The following is a 17,541-nucleotide window of genomic DNA, read 5'->3' on the forward strand; positions in this document are numbered from 1 at the left end:
TGCCGACCGAACACCCCGGTGACCCAACCGAACCCGAAGGGGAGTCCCATGCGCAAAGTGTTCGCCGGACTGGCAGCGTTCCTGCTGCTCGTGCTCGTGGTGCAGTTCTTCCTGGCCGCCAGCGGCGCGTTCAGCAACGAGGCCAACGAGGAGGCGTTCCGCCCTCACCGGATCCTGGGCCTGGGGAGCATCCTCGTCGCCGTGGTGCTGACGGTGGCCGCCGCGGTGATGCGGATGCCCGGCCGGATCATCGGCCTGTCCGGCCTGGTCGCCGGGCTGGGCATCCTGCAGGCGCTGATCGCGGTCATCGCCAAGGCGTTCGGCGACTCGGCCGGTGACTCGGCCGTCGGCCGGTACGTGTTCGGCCTGCACGCGGTCAACGGACTGGTGATGGTGGCCGTCGCCCGCGTCATCCTGCGCAGCGTCCGGGCGGCGCCGGACACGACCACCACGTCCGGCGTGGACACGACTGTGACCGGCCCGGCGGCCGACTCGGCGCGAACGGCGTCATGAGCACGCTCCAATGGATCCTCGTGGACCACGTCGTGGCGCTGCTCGGTGTCGCGACGTGGTTCGCAACGGGTGTCACGGCGGCTCTCGGCCGCCACCGGATCGCGTTGGCGCTCCTCGGCGCCGCGGTGCTGGTGACCGTCGCCCGCCTGGGCACCGTGGCGCTGCTGGCCGACCGCGGCTGGTGGTTCGTCCAGGAAAAGGTTCTGCTGGGGCTGCCGATGCTCGTCGCCGCGGGGCTCGTCGCGGTGCTCCTGGCCGGCCCGCGCCTGCTCGCGGCCCGGCAGTCACCGGCGGCGGACCTGCCGGCCGGCGCGCTGGTCGCGGTGCTGACCGCCGGCTTCGCCGCGCTGGCCGGCCTGGTGGTGACGTTCACCGCCGGGTACCCGCTGACGTGGAGCACCGCGCTGATCGCCGTCGCCCTCGTCTGCGCCGCCGCGCTGCTCACCGCGCGGGTGGTCGGACGACCCGCCGCCCCGGCCGCGGAGGCCGGCTCCCCGGAGCACACGCCGGCGGCGGCCGGGCCCACGGCGCTGTCCCGCCGCCGGTTCCTCGGCGTGGCCGGGGGAGTGGTCGCGGCGGGCGCCGGCGCCACCGGCGTCGGCCTGCTCTTCCGAGACCCGGAGGCGATGGTCACCGGAGGCGGCCCCGGACACGCGGGTGGTGCCCGCCCCAAGGTCTCCGTGGCGGACCTGCGCGGCCCCGGCGCTCCGGCGGCGGGCGGCACGGCGCGACGCCACGTGCTCACCGCCCGGACGGGCACCGTCACGATTCCGTCCGGACGTCCGGTCGACGCCTGGAGCTACGAGGGCCGCCTGCCCGGGCCGGCCATCACCGCGACCGAGGGCGACCTGATCGAGGTGACGCTCCGCAACGCCGACATCGAGGACGGCGTCACCGTGCACTGGCACGGGTACGACGTGCCGTGCGGCGAGGACGGCGCGCCGGGTGCCACGCAGCACGCGGTGCAGCCCGGCGGCGAGTTCGTCTACCGGTTCCAGGCGGACCAGGTGGGGACGTACTGGTACCACACCCACCAGGCGTCGCACCCCGCCGTGCGCAAGGGGCTGTACGGGACGCTCGTCGTGACGCCGCGCGAGGACCGGCCGGAAGCGGAGCGCGGGCTGGACCTGACGCTGCCGGTGCACACGTTCGACGACGTCACGATCCTCGGTGACCAGGAGGGACGCGCCGTCCACGACGTCCGCCCCGGTCAGCCGGTGCGACTGCGTCTGATCAACACCGACTCCAACCCGCACTGGTTCGCCGTCGTCGGCTCGCCCTTCCGGGTGGTGGCCGTCGACGGCCGCGACCTCAACCAGCCGGGCGAGGTACGCGAGGTCGGGCTCCGCCTGCCCGCCGGAGGCCGGTACGACCTGACCCTGGCCATGCCGGACGCCAAGGTCACGCTGCTGCTCGACAACGACTCCGACCAGGGCATCCTGCTGCGCCCGCCGGGCGTCGGCGGCGGTGACCGCCCGCTGCCGGACACCGCCGACTGGCCCGAGTTCGACCTGCTGGACTACGGCGAGCCGGCGCCCGTGCCGTTCGACGCCGACGACGCCGACCGCCACTTCACCATCGTCCTCGACCGGGCCCTGGCCATGGTCGACGGCAAGCCCGCGTACGCCCAGACCGTCGACGGTCGCGCACATCCCTCCGTCCCCGACCAGCTCGTCCGGGAGGGGGACGTCGTGCGCTTCACGGTGGTCAACCGGAGCCTCGAAACCCACCCGTGGCACCTGCACGGCCATCCGGTGCTGATCCTGTCCCGCGACGGCCGGCGCTACTCCGGCAGCCCGCTGTGGATGGACACCTTCGACGTGCGGCCGGGAGAGGTGTGGGAGGTGGCGTTCCGGGCGGACAATCCGGGTGTCTGGATGAACCACTGCCACAACCTGCCGCACCAGGAGCAGGGCATGATGCTGCGGCTCGTCTACGACGGTGTCACCACGCCCTTCGCCAGCACGAGCCACGCACACTGAGGGGACTCGCATGACCGCAGACCTGCACGGCCTGGCCAGCGTCCGCTACATCGTCGACGACGTGTCGGCGGCGATCGAGTTCTACACCACCCACCTGGGTTTCACGGTGTCGACCGCGTTCCCGCCGGCCTTCGCGGACGTGGTGCGCGGGCCGCTGCGGCTCCTGCTGTCCGGGCCGACCAGCTCGGGCGCCCGGGTCACCCCGGCGGACGCGGCCGGGTCCGGGCGCAACCGCATCCACCTGATCGTCGACGATCTCGACGCCGAACGGGAGCGGCTGGAGCGCGCCGGGGTGACGTTGCGCAGCGACATCATTTCCGGGCCCGGCGGTCGTCAGTTCCTGATCGCCGACCCGGCCGGCAACCTGGTCGAGATCTTCGAGCCGACGGCCCGCGGCTGAGCCGCCGCCGGACCCGACCGCCTCCCGGCTACCCCTGACCGTCCGCGCCGATCTTGCACTTACTGCCCTTCCATTGCCGGGAATGTCTCTTCTGTCCGGGCCGGAAGTGCAAGATCGCGGGGCCGGGAGGGGTGGCGGCGGGATCAGTACCGGTCCGTGGTGGGTGCGGAGAGCCGCGCGGCCAGGATGGAGATGATCACGGCGCCGGCGATCACGTGGGTGCCGGCGAGGACGAGCTGCGTCGACACCGCGGTGTCCCGGGCGAAGGCGGGCGCGGCGAGGGACAGCACGGTGAACGCGACGGTGCCGGCCACGAAGGCACGCACGGGCCGCCGGGCCCGCCGCGCGACGACCACCGCCAGGACGATTCCGCCGATCGACCAGAGCACGACGCTGCGGGCGATGGCCCCCACCGGGATCGCCTGCGCCTGCTCCTCCCAGACGCCGGCCGCCTCCATCGGTACGCCGAAGCCCCGGGCGGCGAGCGTGAACGCCTCCGCGGCCACGGCCCCGGCGAGGGTGGCCAGCACGCCGACCAGCCACACCGGAGCGGTGGCCGGCGACCAGGTGGGCCGTGCCGCGACGGGAGTTCGGGGAGTGGCCTCATCCACGGCGTCGCCTCCGGTCGGGTGCCTCGATGTGTTCTCGGGAGAATGCGGGGACGCCACGACGGCAGTCAACATGGACAGTTGAACGCCCTGGCGTCACGGGCGGGTCCCGCGCCGACCCGCCGCCTCGGCCCCGGCGGCGGCCGTGCCGTCGGCGAGCAGGGAGACCAGCAGGTCGCCCAGGATCCGTGGGCCGTGCTGGGTGAGGACGGACTCCAGGTGGAACTGGACGGACCGGAATCCCGGGCCGCGCAGCGCGTGCACGTCCCCGCTGTCCGGGCTGCGGCTGATCTCGATCGGGCCCCGCCGGCCACCGGCCACCACGTCGTGCGCGGAGCGAGCGGTGTAGGTGTTGTAGAACCCCACGAGTTCCGGCCGGCCGAACAGGTCGATCCGCTTCTGCACACCCTGGTTGGGCACCGCGCGCCGGGCGAGGGGGAACCCCAGTTCGGCGGCGAGCACCTGGTGGCCCAGGCAGATGGACAGGAACGGCACCGTCCCGGCGAGCAGGTCGCGGGTGAGCCCGCGCAGGATCCGCATACGCGGGTCGGTCAGGTCGCCCGGGTCGCCGGGGCCGGGACCGACGACGACGAGGTCGTGTCCCTCCGGCCGAAGCCGGCTGTCGAACCGGGCGATGCTCGACCGCAGCCCGAGGGCCCGCAACTGGTGGTCCAGCATGGCCATGAACGTGTCCTCGTTGTCGACGACGAGCACGCGGCGTCCGGTCAGCGCCGGGTTCGGGGTTCGCCGCTCCGCGCCGTCGAGCCAGAACCTCGACAGTGTGGTGTTGCGCTCGCGCAACGCCCGCCGTACCCGGGGGTCGGTGGCCAGGGACGAACGCGCCCGCACGGCCGTCGTCCGCCCGCCGTCCGGGTCGATGCCGAGGCCGAGCGCCGCGCGCATGGCGCCCGCCTTGGCCCGCGTCTCGGCCACCTCCGACTCCGGCTTGGAGTCCCGCACGAGGGTGGCGCCCACGCCCAGGCGCAGCGTGCCCGCGTCGTCGATCTCGGCGGTGCGGATCATGATGGCCGAGTCGAGCGTACGGCTGCCGGCCGAGTCGCGGCCCATCAACGCGAGCACGCCGCCGTAGTAGCCGCGGCCGGTCGTCTCGTGGCGGGTGATGACCCGGAACGCGTTCTCGATCGGGCTGCCGGTGACCGTCGGCGCGAGCAGCGTCTCCCGCAGCACGTCGCGCACGTCCAGGTCGCTGCGGCCGGTCAGGATGTACTCGGAGTGCGTCACCCGCGCCATTTCCTTGAGGAACGGGCCGTGCACCTGGCCGCCGGAGGCGCACATCCGCGCCATCATTTTCAGTTCCTCGTCGACGACCATGTAGAGTTCGTTAGCCTCTTTCGGGTCGTTCAGGAATTCCAGCAGACCGGAAACGGCCGGGCCGTTCGGGGGGTGCCGGTAGGTCCCGCTGATGGGATTCATCGAGACGGTTCCGTCGATCATGCTGACGTGTCGTTCCGGTGACGCGCCGATGAACGTGCCGGCGCCGGAGTGGAACAGAAACGTCCAGTAGGAACCCAGTTCGCCCGTCAGCAACCGGCGGAAGAGCGCCAGTTCCGTGGCGATCGAGTAGTCGGCCAGCCGCGCGGTGAAGGTGCGCCGGATGACGAAGTTGGATCCGGCGCCCAGCCCGATCTCGTCACCCACCACCCGCTTGACGATCGCCGCGTAGTCCTCGTCGCTGAGGTCGAAGTCGGCGTCGGTCACCGGCACGCCGCGTTCGGGCAGGCCCGCCAGCGCCTGTCCGCGGTCGAGCCCGAACTGCTCGTCGACGCGCATCGCGAGCAGCGGCGCGCCGTCGTCGTGGCAGTCGAACCCCCGTTCGGTGACCTGCCGGTACGGCACCGCCACGAGCAGGTCGTGCCGCGCGCCGGTCGCCGGCTCGGTGGGCAGGGGCAGCTCGCCGAGGGTGTCCACGTCGCACACCTCGCCGGTCAGAACCTCCACGTACGCGCACCCGGCCGCGCCGGGCCGGTGCAGCAGGGCGAAGGCGCGCCCGTCGCCGCCGAGACCGGACAGCAGATCGGGGAATCCGGTCACGTTCGATTCCGTCCCGTCCATGTCGCTCCCTTTGCCTGAGAGATCGCCTGTCGATACTGCGTCCGGCAAAAGGCGTCGCACATGACGTGTTGTCGCCGACGGCATCACGTGTTTCCGGTAACGCGCCGACGTTATGGCGTGAACGACTGAATCGGCGGGCTACTACTCGGGCGAGTAGTGCCCACGCAGATCGACCGCGATTACTGTCGACCGCAATGCCGATACGACGAGGGCGGTGAAGACGACTGTGGACGTGCTGGTCCAGAAATACGGGGGCACCTCGCTGCAGACCCTCGACCGCGTTCGGCACGCCGCGCTGCGGATCGCTGAGGCGCGGCGGCACGGCTCCGCCGTGACAGTGGTCGTGTCGGCGCGCGGCAGCCGGACCGACGACCTGCTGCGGCTGGCGGCCGACGTCGGCGCCGCGGGTCCGTCCCGGGAACTCGACCAGTTGCTCGCAGTCGGCGAGTCCGAGTCGGCGGCGCTGATGGCGCTGGCGTTGACCGGGCTGGGAGTGCCGGCCGTCTCGCTGACCGGGCACCAGGCGGAGATCCACACCACCGACCGGCACGGCGACGCGCTGATCTCCCGGATCGGGGCGGCGCGGGTGGAGGCGGCGCTGGGCCGTGGCGAGGTCGCCGTGGTCACCGGATTCCAGGGCATCGACCGGGCTGGTGACGTCGCCACGCTGGGGCGCGGCGGCTCCGACACGACAGCGGTGGCGCTCGCGGCCCGGCTCCGCGCGTCGGCATGCGAGATCTACACCGACGTGGACGGCGTCTTCAGCGCCGACCCCCGCATCCTTCCGGCGGCGCGTTGCCTGCCGTGGGTGGAGCCCGGCGTCATGGCGGAGATGGCGTTCGCCGGCGCGCGGGTCCTGCACACCCGATGCATCGAGCTGGCCGCCATGGAAGGGGTCGAAGTGCGCGTGCGCAACGCGTCGTCGCAGGCGCCCGGAACGATAGTCGTGGACCGGCCCGACGACCGGCCGCTGGAGACCCGGCGGGCCGTGGTGGCGGTCACCCACGACACCGATGTCGTCCGCGTGCTGGTGCACTGCCGCGACGGCCGCCGGGACATGGCGCCCGACGTGTTCGAGGTGCTGGCCGCCCAGGGGGCGGTGGCGGACCTGGTGGCCCGGTCCGGACCCTACGAGAGCGAGTTCCGGATGGGGTTCACCATCCGCCGCAGCCAGGCCGAAGCGGTGCGGACCGCGCTGCACGACCTCACCGCGTCCTTCGACGGCGGGGTCCACTTCGACGAGAACGTCGGCAAGGTGTCGGTGGTCGGCATGGGCCTGCTCAGCCGCCCCGAGCACACGGCCCGGCTGATGGCGGCGCTGGCCGCGGCGGGGATCTCGACGAGCTGGATCTCCACCTCCCAGATGCGGCTGTCGGTGATCGTGTCGCGGGACCGCACCGTCGACGCCGTCGAAGCCCTGCACCGCGCGTTCCGCCTGGACCGGTCCGAGCCGGCGGACGCCACGTCTCTGACCTCCCGCCGTTCCGCCACCGCCTGAGAGAGGTAGGAAACCGTGGCCGTACTCAACGCTTCGTTCGCTCGTGGCCTGCGTCTGCGCCGACTGTTCCGGCGCGGCGACGGACGCCTGCTCGTCGTCCCGCTCGACCACTCCGTCACCGACGGGCCGCTGCGCCGCGGCGACCTGAACTCGCTGCTCGGTGAGCTCGCCGGCACCGGCGTGGACGCCGTGGTGCTGCACAAGGGCAGCCTGCGGCACGTCGACCACGGCTGGTTCGGCGACATGTCGCTGATCGTGCATCTGAGCGTGAGCACCCGGCACGCCCCGGACCCGGACGCGAAGTACCTGGTCGCGCACGTGGAGGAGGCGCTGCGGCTGGGCGCCGACGCGGTCAGCGTGCACGTCAACCTCGGCTCACCGCAGGAGGCGCGGCAGATCGCCGACCTGGCGGCGGTGGCGGGGGAGTGCGACCGCTGGAACGTCCCGCTGCTGGCCATGGTGTACGCCCGCGGGCCGCAGATCACCGACTCCCGGGCTCCGGAGCTGGTGGCGCACGCCGCGACGCTCGCCGCCGACCTCGGCGCCGACATCGTCAAGACCGACTACGTGGGCACGCCCGAGCAGATGGCCGAGGTGGTGCGCGGCTGCCCGATCCCGCTGATCGTGGCCGGCGGCCCGCGCTCGGCCGACACTCCGACGGTGCTCGCCTACGTCTCGGACGCGCTGCGCGGCGGCGTGGCCGGGATGGCCATGGGCCGCAACGTGTTCCAGGCCGAGCAGCCCGGCCTGATGGCCGCCGCCGTGGCACGGCTGGTGCACGAGCCACGCCACGTGCCGGACCGGTACGACGTCGACGACCGGCTCGCCCTTACGTCCTGAGACTCCCTGACCGTCCACCGAGGAGAAACCCGTGAAGCTGTGCTGGCTGGACATCCGTAACGTCAACGGCGCCAAGGAGGCAATCGTCGAGGAGGCGGTCCACCAGCGGGTGGACGCCGTCGTGGCGGCCGATCCGGCCGACCTGGAGACGCTTCCCCCGACGGTGAAGAAGGTGCTGTTCCCCCAGGGCGGGCCGCTGCCGGAGAAGCTGGAACCGGCCGACCTGGTGATCGTCGAGCCGGCCCGGCACGGCGAGCCCGCCGAGCTGGCGGCCCGGTACCCGGAGGTGGAGTTCGGCCGGTTCGTCGAGATCGTCGACGCGGACAGCCTGGAGGACGCCTGCCGGTCCGCGCGCCACGACCGGTGGAGCCTGCTGTACTTCCGCGACCCCACCAAGATCCCGCTGGAGATCGTGCTGGCCGCCGCGGCGGGCGCGGAGGGCAGCATCATCACGCAGGTCGCCGACGTCGAGGAGGCGGAGATCGTCTTCGGCGTCCTGGAGCACGGCTCGGACGGCGTGATGCTGGCGCCCCGCGCCGTGGGGGAGGCCACCGAGCTGCGGACCGCCGCGGTGAGCACGGCGGCGGACCTGTCGCTCGTGGAGCTGGAGGTCACCGGCATCCGGCGGGTGGGCATGGGCGAGCGCGCCTGCGTCGACACGTGCACGAACTTCCGTCTGGACGAGGGCATCCTGGTCGGCTCGCACTCCACCGGCATGATCCTGTGCTGCAGCGAGACGCACCCGCTGCCGTACATGCCGACCCGGCCGTTCCGGGTCAACGCCGGCGCGCTGCACTCGTACACGCTGTCCGCCGGCGGGCGGACCAACTACCTCAGCGAGCTGGTCTCCGGCGGCCGGGTGCTCGCCGTGGACTCGCAGGGGAAGTCCCGCGTCGTCACAGTGGGACGGGTCAAGATCGAGACGCGTCCGCTGCTGGCGATCGACGCGGTCTCCCCCTCCGGGACACGCGTCAACCTCATCGTCCAGGACGACTGGCACGTGCGCGTGCTCGGGCCGGGCGGCACCGTGCTCAACGTGACCGAGCTGACCGCCGGCACGAAGGTGCTCGGTTACCTGCCGGTGGAGAAGCGGCACGTCGGCTACCCGATCGACGAGTTCTGCATCGAGAAGTGACAGGCGGCGGGAAGGGGAGCGGGCGATGACCGCGCAGCCGGTGCTGGACTTCCACGTACGCCTGGCGCCCCGGCCCGGGGCGCGGGAGCGGCTGCTCGCCGCGCTGCGCGAGTGCGGGCTGGCGCGGGCGGTGGTGTGCGCGGGCGGCACCATCGACCTGGACCGGCTGTCCCGCCAGCTCGTCACCGGCGGCCACGTCGAGACCGACGCCGACAACGACGCGGTGGCGGCGGCCTGCGCCGGCACCGACGGCCGGCTGGTGCCGTTCTTCTTCGCCAACCCGCACCGGCCGGCCGAGGCGTACCGGGCCCGCGCCGCCGAGTTCCGCGGCCTGGAGGTCTCACCCGCCGTTCACGGCGTCGCCCTGACCGACCCGCGGGTCGCCGACCTCGTGGCCGTGGCGGCGGAGTTCGACCATCCGGTGTACGTGGTCTGCCTGGACCGACCCGGCGCGGGCGTGGCCGACCTGGTCGGCCTGAGCCGCCGGTTCCCGCAGGTGAGCTTCGTGCTCGGGCACAGCGGCGTCGGCAACATCGACCTCTACGCCCTGACCCTGATCCAGGACGAGCCGAACATCTCGCTGGAGACCTCCGGCGGCTACACCTGCGTTGCCGAGGCGGCGCTGCGCCGCCTCGGCGACGACCGGGTGGTGTTCGGCTCCGAGTACCCGCTGCAGCACCCGGCCGTGGAACTGGCCAAGTTCCAGGCGTTGCGGCTGCCGCCGGAGCAGTGGCGGCGGGTCGCCTGGGACAACGCGCATCGACTGCTAGGAGAGGAGAAGCGGTGAGCGAGCCAAGTTCGAGCCTGCCCCGGCTCGGCCAGTGGCACGGCCTCGAGGACCTGCGGCGCCTCCAGGAGAAGCAACTGGCGGAGACGTTCACCTGGGCGGCCCGGTCGCCGTTCTACCGGGCGCGGCTGGCGTCCGGCGCGCCGCCGGTGACGCCCGCCGACCTGGCCGACCTGCCGCTGACCACCAAGCAGGACCTGCGGGACAACTACCCCTTCGGCATGCTCGCCGTGCCCCGCGAGCGGCTGGCGACCTACCACGAGTCGAGCGGGACCGCCGGGAAGCCCACCCCCTCCTACTACACCGCGGAGGACTGGACCGACCTGGCGGAGCGCTTCGCCCGCAAGTGGATCGGCATGTCCGCCGACGACGTCTTCCTGGTCCGCACGCCGTACGCGCTGCTGCTGACCGGGCATCTCGCCCACGCCGCCGCCCGGCTGCGCGGGGCCACCGTGGTGCCCGGCGACAACCGGTCGCTGGCGATGCCGTACGCCCGGGTGGTCCGGGTGATGCACGACCTGGACGTCACGCTCACCTGGTCGGTGCCGACGGAGTGCCTGATCTGGGCCGCCGCGGCGATCGCGGCCGGGCACCGGCCCGACATCGACTTCCCGGCGCTGCGCGCGCTGTTCGTCGGCGGCGAGCCGATGACCGACGCCCGCCGGCGGCGGATCAGCCGCCTGTGGGGGGTGCCGGTCATCGAGGAGTACGGCTCGACGGAGACCGGCAGCCTGGCCGGGGAGTGCCCCGAGGGCCGCCTGCATCTGTGGGCCGACCGGGCGCTGTTCGAGGTGTACGACCCGGACACCGGCGCCGTCCGCGCGGACGGCGATGGCCAGCTCGTGGTCACGCCGCTGTTCCGGGAGGCGATGCCGCTGCTGCGGTACAACCTGGAGGACAACGTGTCGGTCTCCTACGACGACTGCGGATGCGGCTGGAAGCTGCCCACCGTGCGGGTGCTCGGCCGGTCGGCGTTCGGCTACCGGGTCGGCGGCACCACCATCACCCAGCACCAGCTGGAGGAACTGGTCTTCTCCCTGCCGGAGGCGCACCGGGTGATGTTCTGGCGGGCCAAGGCGGAGCCGGCGCTGCTGCGGGTCGAGATCGAGGTGGCCGCCGCGCACCGGGTCGCCGCCGAGGCGGAGCTGACGGCCTCGATCCGGGCCGCCTTCGGCGTGGACAGCGAGGTCACCGGCCTGGCGCCGGGAACCCTGATCCCGCTCGACGCGCTGACCAGCATGCCGGACGTGGTGAAGCCACGCAGCCTGTTCGGTCCGGACGAGGACTGGAGCAAAGCGCTCCTCTACTACTGAGGGAACCGACATGCCGCAGATGAGGGTCGCCGTGGCCGGCGCCGGCATCGCCGGGCTCGCCTTCGCCGCCGCCCTGCGCCGGACCGGGATCGACTGCCACGTGTACGAGCAGGCCGACCAGCTCATGGAGGTGGGCGCGGGCGTGCAGGTCGCGCCGAACGCCACCCGGCTGCTGCACCGGCTGGGCCTGCGTGACCGCCTGCGTACGGTGGCTGTCGCGCCGCAGGCGATCGAGATGCGCCGCTGGGACGACGGCACGCTGCTGCAACGCACCCCGCTGGGCAGCGTGTGCGGACGCCGCTTCGGCGCGCCGTACTACGTGGTGCACCGCGCGGACCTGCACAGCAGCCTGCTGTCGCTGGTGCCGCCGGACCGGGTGCACCTGGGCGCCCGCCTCACCGCCGTGACGCAGACCGCCGACGAGGCGTACCTGCACCTGTCCAACGGCACCACGGTCGCGGCGGATCTCGTCGTGGGCGCCGACGGCATCCACTCGGTCGCGCGGGAGCAGATCGTGGCGGACCGGCCGCGCTTCTCCGGACAGTCCATCTACCGCGGGCTGGTGCCGGCCGAGCGGGTGCCGTTCCTGCTCACCGAACCCCGGGTGCAGTTGTGGTTCGGGCCGGACCAGCACTGCGTCTGCTACCCGGTGTCCGCCGGCCGGCAGGTGAGCTTCGGCGCGACGGTGCCCGCCACCGACTGGCGGCAGGAGTCGTGGTCGGGCCGGGGCGACGTGACGCAACTCGCGGCCGCGTACGCGGGCTGGCACCCGGACGTCACCCGGCTGATCGCCGCGGCCGACCGGGTCGGCAGGTGGGCGCTGCACGACCGGGACAGCATCGACCGGCTCAGCGCGGGACGGGTGACCCTGATCGGCGACGCTGCGCACCCGATGCTGCCGTTCCAGGCGCAGGGCGCGAACCAGGCCGTCGAGGACGCGGTGGTGCTCGCGGTCTGCCTGGCCGGCGTGGAACCGGCGGGCCTGGGCGCCGCGCTGCGCCGCTACGAACGGATCCGCCTGCCCCGGACCACCCGGATCCAGCGGCAGTCCCGGGCCAACGCCGAGATGTTCCACCTGGCCGACGGCGCCGACCAGCGCCGCCGGGACGTCGCCGCACAATCCTCGTCCGGCCTGGACCGCCACGAATGGCTCTTCGGGTACGACGCCGAGAAAGCCACCACGACCAGCGGGAGCGCCTGATGGAACTGACCGGAATCGAGTCGAAGGTCGCCCTCGTCACGGGCGCGGGGCAGGGCATCGGCGCCGCCGTGGCCGGTGTCCTGGCGAGGGCGGGCGCGCAGGTGGCGGCGGTGGACCGCAACGCCGAGGCGCTGACCACCGTCGTGACGAAGCTCGCCGCCGAGGGCGACTCGGCGCGCGCCTACTGCGTCGACGTGTGCGACAGCGAGGCGGTGGACGCGCTGGTGCGCCGGGTCGAGGAGGAGATGGGGCCGGTCGCCATCCTGGTCAACGCCGCCGGCGTGCTGCACACCGGACGGGTCGTCGAGCTGTCGGACCGGCAGTGGCGCCGGACCTTCTCGGTGAACGCCGACGGCGTGTTCCACGTGTCCCGGGCGGTGGCGCGGCGGATGGTGGGCCGCCGTCGTGGCGCGATCGTCACCGTGGCGTCGAACGCCGCCGGGGTGCCGCGTACCGAGATGGCCGCGTACGCCGCCTCCAAGGCCGCGTCCGCGCAGTTCACCCGCTGCCTGGGGCTGGAGCTGTCCGGCTACGGCATCCGGTGCAACGTGGTCTCGCCCGGCTCCACCGACACCCCCATGCTGCGGGCCATGCTCGGCGAGGGCGCCGACCCGAGCGCGGTGATCGAGGGCACGCCGGGCGCGTACCGCGTCGGCATCCCGCTGCGCAAGCTGGCCCAGCCGCGCGACGTGGCCGAGGCGGTCGCCTATCTGGTGTCCGACCAGGCGGGTCACGTGACCATGCACGACCTGTACGTCGACGGCGGCGCGGCCCTGCACGTGTGACGCCCTCGCACGGAAACCGGAGGCGAGAACCGATGGCCATGACCCCGATCGCGCCGTACCGCATGCCCGGCGACGGCGACCTGCCCGGCACCGCGCTGCCCTGGCGTCCGCACCCGGACCGGGCCGCCGTGCTGGTGCACGACCTGCAACGCTACTTCCTGCGCCCGTTCGTGGCCGGGGAGTCCCCGCTGGCCGAACTGCTCCCCAATGTCGCGAAGCTGCTCGCCACGGCGCGGGCGGCCGGCGTGCCGGTGCTGTACACCGCGCAGCCCGGTGGCATGAGCCGGGAGGACCGCGGGTTGCTGCACGACCTGTGGGGCCCCGGCATGAGCAGCGCCGAGGACGACCGGGGCATCGTCGACGACGTCGCCCCGCAGCCGGGCGACACGGTGCTGACCAAGTGGCGGTACAGCGCGTTCTTCCGCAGCGACCTGGAGGAGCGACTGTGCGGTGCGGGACGGGACCAGCTCGTGGTCTGCGGCGTGTACGCGCACATGGGGTGCCTGATCACCGCCTGCGACGCGTTCAGCCGCGACATCGAGGCGTTCCTGGTGGCGGACGCGCTGGCCGACCTGTCGCGCGAGGACCACCTGATGGCGCTGCGCTACGCCGCGGACCGCTGCGCGGTGCCGTTGTGGACGGCGGATGTGCTGGACGGGCTGGCGGGCGCCGCCGGGCGTCCGGATCAGAGCAGCACCCAACGATGAGGAGAACAGCGATGTCGGATCGGACCCGGGTCGTGGTCGTCGGCGGAACCTCGGGGATCGGGCGGCACTTCGCCCGGTTCTGTGCCGAACGCGGAGACGACGTGGTGATCACCGGCCGTTCGGCGGCCCGGACCAAGACCGTCGCGGACGAGATCGGCGGGCGGACCCGTGGGCTCGCTCTCGACCTGGCCGAGCCGGAGGCGATCGCGGACGCGCTCGCCGACGTGCCGCACGTCGACCGGCTCGTGGTCGCGGCGCTGGACCGCGACTACAACACCGTCCGCGCGTACCGGCCGGGCGACGCGGCGCGGCTGCTGACCGTCAAGCTGGTCGGCTACACGGCGGTCCTGCACGCCCTCGCCCCGCGGATGACCGACGAGAGCGCTGTCGTGCTGCTCGGCGGTCTGGCCAGCCACCGGCCGTATCCCGGCTCCACCTCCGTCACCACCGCCAACGGCGGGATCAGCGCGCTGGTGCGGACCCTGGCTGTGGAACTCTCGCCGGTCCGGGTCAACGCCCTGCACCCGAGCATCGTCTCCGACACGCCGTTCTGGAGCGACAAGCCCGCCGCGCGGGAGGCCGCCGCGACCCGTGCGCTCAGCCGGCGGCCGGTCACCATGCAGGACTGCGCCGAGGCGATCGACTTCCTGCTGACGAACCGCTCGATAAACGGGGTCAACCTGAACATCGACGGCGGGGACGTGCTCATCTGACGCCTGCGGCGATCCGCCACGGCCCCCACCACCCGGTCGCGCCCTGCCCGTGCTCCCGCTGCTCGCGGGAGTACCGGGCCAGGTCGCGGGCGGAGAAGAGCGCCATGCCGGCGTGGAATCCGGTCACCGGCACCGGGACCCGCGCCCAGTAGGCGAGCCGGCCGTCGACGTGGAACTCCACCTCCGACGTCGGCGCCCGGTAGGTGATGGCGTATCCGTGCGCCCGGCCCGGCTCGGTCGGCACGTCCAGGACCACCCGGTGGATGTAGTGCTCGTGCGGCTGGGTGACGCCGGGCAGCACCAGGCGCTCGACAGTCGCGTACACGGTGTCGTTCGTGGCGGCGGCGTTGAACACGACGCCGGTCTCCAGGTCGAACAGGTTCACCGTGCCGAACGCGTCCAGCAGGTCGTGCGGGATCTGCCGGTACGTCCGCACGCCCATCTCCACCTCGACGGTCAGCGAGCCCTCCGCCGGCACGGCGAAGCGCCGCACCGACCGGTACATCTGCTTGGCGTTGTTCTGCCGGGGATCGGTGTCGTGGAAGCGGGTGAACGGGTCGACGGTCAGCTCCAGCCGCCCGTCGCCGGTGCGGACGCGGGCGTTGCGGTCCTGGTACCTGTGGGTCTGCCCGTCCGCGCCGGCGATCGACATGATCGCCCAGCGGGCGGGGTCCAGCTCGGGGCTGGTGAAGTCGTCGTACGTCCACGCGCTGGTTCTCAGTGCCGACGTCATGCAGTCACCATCGGACGCCGGCCGGGCGCGGGCATCACCCGTTCACGCGGTTCGGCCGGACCCGGCACGCCAATGCGCCGGCCACGCCCCGGAAATCCCGTGATTAAGCCATGCCGGAGCGTGAACGGTCGCCGAGACTGACGCCGCACCCATCTCCGCATCGTCTGCGACGTTCTCACCAGGGGGAGAGAGCAATGGACACGGCAGCTCCGGCAACGGACGGCGGTCGCTACCTCGCCGTCCATCACAGCGCAGAGTTCAGGGAACTACGGCGACGATCGAGCACGTTCACGCTCTGGGCCAGCATCGCCTTCTTCGGCTGGTGGTTCCTCGGCAGCCTGCTCGCCACCTACGCGCCGGACTTCTTCCGGGAGAAGGTGGCCGGCCCGGTCAACGTGGGCCTGCTCTTCGTCTTCCTGTCGTTCGCCTTCGTGGTGACGCTCGCCGCCTTCTACCTGCGTTACGCCCGCACGCATCTCGATCCGCTCAGCGAGAAGATCCGTGCCGACCTGGAAGGAGCGGCCCGATGAGCGTCATCCTCGCCGACCCGCCGCCCCCGGTCGACAACACATGGGCGACGCCCGCGATCGCCGTGCCGGTCACCATCGTCCTCGCGCTCGCGGTGCTCTACCTGGTCCGGTCGGCGCGCGCCAGCACCACCACCGCGGACGGCTTCCTGCTGGCCGACCGGCGGATCGGGCCGGTGCAGAACGCGCTGGCGGTGGCCTCCGCGCCGCTGATGTACTCGACGATGTACATCATCACCGGCCACATCGCGCTCAGCGGCTACGACGCCATCCTGCTGATGACCGCCTTCACCATGGGCACCATGCTCGCGCTGTTCCTCTTCGCCGGGCCGGTGCGCAACGTGGGCGGCTACACGCTCGGTGACCTGCTCGCGGTCCGTACCCGGGAGCGGCCGGCGCGGATCGCGTCGGCGGTGCTCACGCTGCTGACGTACGTCATGCTGACGGTGATCATGATGGCCGCCATCGCGTTCATCTTCAACCGCTGGTTCGGCGTCGACGCCCTCGTCGGCCTGGTCCTCCCGGTGTTCGTCGTCGGCCTGATCACGGTCGGGTACGTGTACCTCGGCGGGATGCTCGGGGTCACCCGCATCCTGGTGTTCAAGCTGGTGCTGTCGGTGGTCGTGGTGGGCGTGCTGACCGCCTGGGTGCTGGCACGCTTCGACCTGAACCTCTTCAGCCTGCTGGAGCGGGCCGAGGCGAACGCGGCGCCGGTGCCCAGCGGCAGCGACCTGCTGGGCCCGGGCCGGCTGTTCGGCGAGGGCGCGACCACGCTCGTGCACCTGTCGAAGCTGTTCGCCATCGCCGTCGGAGTGGCGGCCATTCCGTTCCTGTTCATGCGCAACTTCGCGGTGACCAGCGGGCGGGATGCGCGCCGGTCGACCGGGTGGGCGTCGATGATCATCGTCGGGTTCTACCTGTGCCTGTCCGTCGTCGGGCTGGGCGCCGTCGCGATCCTCGGCCGGGACAACATCGGCGTCATCAAGGCCCACCGCGACATCAGCTTCCCCAAGCTCGCCGACGAGCTCGGCGGTCCGGTGATGGTCGGCTCCCTGGCCGGCGTCGCGGTCCTGACGATCGTCGGCGTCTTCGCGCCGCTGCTGCACAGCGCCGTGACGACGGTGACCAAGGACCTGAACGTGATCCGCGGCCGGCGGCTGGATCCGGCCGCCGAGCTGAAGGACATCAAGCGCAACACCCTGATCATCGGCGTCGGCTCCGTCCTGCTGGCGGTCGCCATGCTGCCGGTACGGACCCACATCTTCATCCCGACTTCGATCGACGTGGCCGGCGCGGTGGTCCTGCCGATCGTCGTCTACGCGTTGTTCTGGCGGCGTTTCAACACCCGCGGACTGCAGTGGACGGTCTACGGCGGCCTCGCGCTCACCGCGTTCCTGGTGCTGTTCTCCAACGGTGTCTCGGGCGAGCCGGACGCCATTTTCCCGGACCGCAACTTCAAGTTCGTGGACGTCGAGCCCGCGCTGATCACCGTGCCGGTCGGCTTCCTGCTCGGCTACCTCGGCTCGATCACCAGCCGGGAGCGCGACGACGCCGCGTTCGCCGAGATGCAGGTCCGGTCCCTCACCGGAGCTGTCGTCACGGGACCGCCGCGGCCGGCCGCCGTGGACGACGAGGACCGCGACGGCCGCCAGGACCGGGCGCCCAGCCCGGTGAGCTGAACATCCGCAACGGTGTGGGGCGGCCCCCTCCGCCGCCCCACACCCCT

General features: G+C 72.5%; 17 protein-coding genes. 14 read left to right on the plus strand and 3 right to left on the minus strand.

Annotated elements, in window-relative coordinates; genetic code table 11:
• Positions 1-48 precede the first annotated feature (48 nt).
• Genes AMK25_RS10245 through AMK25_RS10255 form a run of 3 tightly spaced genes read left to right on the plus strand, consistent with a single transcriptional unit; the run spans position 49 to position 2,895 of the window.
• The gene (locus tag AMK25_RS10245) at positions 49-513 is read left to right on the plus strand and encodes a DUF6220 domain-containing protein (protein WP_073827934.1); all 465 of its coding nucleotides are present in this window, start codon (positions 49-51) and stop codon (positions 511-513) included.
• On the plus strand, positions 510-2,495 hold the full coding sequence (locus AMK25_RS10250) for a multicopper oxidase family protein (protein ID WP_073827935.1): 1,986 nt from the start codon (positions 510-512) through the stop codon (positions 2,493-2,495). Before AMK25_RS10245 ends, AMK25_RS10250 begins: the two co-directional genes overlap by 4 nt.
• Positions 2,496-2,505: 10 nt before the next feature.
• Positions 2,506-2,895, plus strand: coding sequence for a VOC family protein (locus AMK25_RS10255; RefSeq protein WP_073827936.1), 390 nt, complete (start codon positions 2,506-2,508; stop codon positions 2,893-2,895).
• Between the two features lie 143 nt (positions 2,896-3,038).
• Here the strand turns inward: AMK25_RS10255 and AMK25_RS10260 are convergent, their stop codons facing one another.
• Positions 3,039-3,506, minus strand: a complete 468-nt coding sequence (locus tag AMK25_RS10260) for a DUF6069 family protein (protein ID WP_073827937.1) — start codon at positions 3,504-3,506, stop codon at positions 3,039-3,041.
• Between the two features lie 93 nt (positions 3,507-3,599).
• Positions 3,600-5,555 carry an anthranilate synthase family protein gene (locus tag AMK25_RS10265; RefSeq protein ID WP_073828620.1) on the minus strand — a complete coding sequence of 652 codons (1,956 nt, stop codon included), beginning with the start codon at positions 5,553-5,555 and terminating at the stop codon, positions 3,600-3,602.
• Between the two features lie 235 nt (positions 5,556-5,790).
• Here AMK25_RS10265 and AMK25_RS10270 point away from each other — a divergent pair, with 235 nt between their 5' ends.
• Genes AMK25_RS10270 through AMK25_RS10310 form a run of 9 tightly spaced genes read left to right on the plus strand, consistent with a single transcriptional unit; the run spans position 5,791 to position 14,555 of the window.
• Positions 5,791-7,074, plus strand: coding sequence for an aspartate kinase (locus AMK25_RS10270; protein ID WP_198937498.1), 1,284 nt, complete (start codon positions 5,791-5,793; stop codon positions 7,072-7,074).
• Between the two features lie 15 nt (positions 7,075-7,089).
• Entirely contained in the window at positions 7,090-7,914 is an 825-nt protein-coding gene (locus tag AMK25_RS10275) for a 2-amino-3,7-dideoxy-D-threo-hept-6-ulosonate synthase (protein ID WP_073827938.1), read from the plus strand.
• A 31-nt stretch (positions 7,915-7,945) separates the two neighbouring features.
• Entirely contained in the window at positions 7,946-9,049 is a 1,104-nt protein-coding gene (locus AMK25_RS10280) for a 3-dehydroquinate synthase II (RefSeq protein ID WP_073827939.1), read from the plus strand.
• Positions 9,050-9,074: 25 nt separating this feature from the next.
• Positions 9,075-9,836, plus strand: a complete 762-nt coding sequence (locus tag AMK25_RS10285) for an amidohydrolase family protein (protein ID WP_073827940.1) — start codon at positions 9,075-9,077, stop codon at positions 9,834-9,836.
• The gene (locus AMK25_RS10290) at positions 9,833-11,149 is read left to right on the plus strand and encodes a phenylacetate--CoA ligase family protein (RefSeq protein ID WP_073827941.1); all 1,317 of its coding nucleotides are present in this window, start codon (positions 9,833-9,835) and stop codon (positions 11,147-11,149) included. The genes AMK25_RS10285 and AMK25_RS10290 overlap by 4 nt, the downstream gene beginning before the upstream one ends.
• A 10-nt stretch (positions 11,150-11,159) precedes the next feature.
• Positions 11,160-12,350 (plus strand): FAD-dependent monooxygenase, encoded by a 1,191-nt coding sequence (locus AMK25_RS10295; protein ID WP_073827942.1) that lies wholly within the window; start codon positions 11,160-11,162, stop codon positions 12,348-12,350.
• Entirely contained in the window at positions 12,350-13,135 is a 786-nt protein-coding gene (locus AMK25_RS10300) for a 2,3-dihydro-2,3-dihydroxybenzoate dehydrogenase (protein ID WP_073827943.1), read from the plus strand. Before AMK25_RS10295 ends, AMK25_RS10300 begins: the two co-directional genes overlap by 1 nt.
• Before the next feature lie 32 nt (positions 13,136-13,167).
• Positions 13,168-13,842 carry an isochorismatase family protein gene (locus AMK25_RS10305; RefSeq protein ID WP_073827944.1) on the plus strand — a complete coding sequence of 225 codons (675 nt, stop codon included), beginning with the start codon at positions 13,168-13,170 and terminating at the stop codon, positions 13,840-13,842.
• Between the two features lie 11 nt (positions 13,843-13,853).
• Positions 13,854-14,555, plus strand: coding sequence for an SDR family NAD(P)-dependent oxidoreductase (locus AMK25_RS10310; protein WP_073827945.1), 702 nt, complete (start codon positions 13,854-13,856; stop codon positions 14,553-14,555).
• Here AMK25_RS10310 and AMK25_RS10315 read toward each other — a convergent pair.
• Complete coding sequence (locus AMK25_RS10315; protein ID WP_073827946.1) at positions 14,548-15,288, minus strand: DUF6081 family protein; 741 nt, start codon at positions 15,286-15,288, stop codon at positions 14,548-14,550. The two genes, AMK25_RS10310 and AMK25_RS10315, sit on opposite strands and share 8 nt — an antisense overlap.
• A gap of 194 nt (positions 15,289-15,482) precedes the next feature.
• Here AMK25_RS10315 and AMK25_RS10320 point away from each other — a divergent pair, with 194 nt between their 5' ends.
• Positions 15,483-15,818, plus strand: coding sequence for a DUF485 domain-containing protein (locus AMK25_RS10320; protein ID WP_073827947.1), 336 nt, complete (start codon positions 15,483-15,485; stop codon positions 15,816-15,818).
• Entirely contained in the window at positions 15,815-17,494 is a 1,680-nt protein-coding gene (locus tag AMK25_RS10325) for a solute symporter family protein (protein WP_073827948.1), read from the plus strand. Before AMK25_RS10320 ends, AMK25_RS10325 begins: the two co-directional genes overlap by 4 nt.
• The last annotated feature ends 47 nt before the right edge of the window (positions 17,495-17,541 follow it).

It is taken from the genome of Micromonospora sp. TSRI0369 (assembly GCF_001905625.1).
GTDB lineage: Bacteria > Actinomycetota > Actinomycetes > Mycobacteriales > Micromonosporaceae > Micromonospora > Micromonospora echinospora_A.

Coding starts and splice junctions, on each gene's coding strand:
- AMK25_RS10245 (WP_073827934.1), top strand. CDS start 49: ATGCGCAAAGTGTTCGCCGGACTGGCAGCGTTCCTGCTGCTCGTGCTC.
- AMK25_RS10250 (WP_073827935.1), top strand. CDS start 510: ATGAGCACGCTCCAATGGATCCTCGTGGACCACGTCGTGGCGCTGCTC.
- AMK25_RS10255 (WP_073827936.1), top strand. CDS start 2,506: ATGACCGCAGACCTGCACGGCCTGGCCAGCGTCCGCTACATCGTCGAC.
- AMK25_RS10285 (WP_073827940.1), top strand. CDS start 9,075: ATGACCGCGCAGCCGGTGCTGGACTTCCACGTACGCCTGGCGCCCCGG.
- AMK25_RS10295 (WP_073827942.1), top strand. CDS start 11,160: ATGCCGCAGATGAGGGTCGCCGTGGCCGGCGCCGGCATCGCCGGGCTC.
- AMK25_RS10300 (WP_073827943.1), top strand. CDS start 12,350: ATGGAACTGACCGGAATCGAGTCGAAGGTCGCCCTCGTCACGGGCGCG.
- AMK25_RS10305 (WP_073827944.1), top strand. CDS start 13,168: ATGGCCATGACCCCGATCGCGCCGTACCGCATGCCCGGCGACGGCGAC.
- AMK25_RS10310 (WP_073827945.1), top strand. CDS start 13,854: ATGTCGGATCGGACCCGGGTCGTGGTCGTCGGCGGAACCTCGGGGATC.
- AMK25_RS10315 (WP_073827946.1), bottom strand. CDS start 15,288: ATGACGTCGGCACTGAGAACCAGCGCGTGGACGTACGACGACTTCACC.
- AMK25_RS10320 (WP_073827947.1), top strand. CDS start 15,483: ATGGACACGGCAGCTCCGGCAACGGACGGCGGTCGCTACCTCGCCGTC.
- AMK25_RS10325 (WP_073827948.1), top strand. CDS start 15,815: ATGAGCGTCATCCTCGCCGACCCGCCGCCCCCGGTCGACAACACATGG.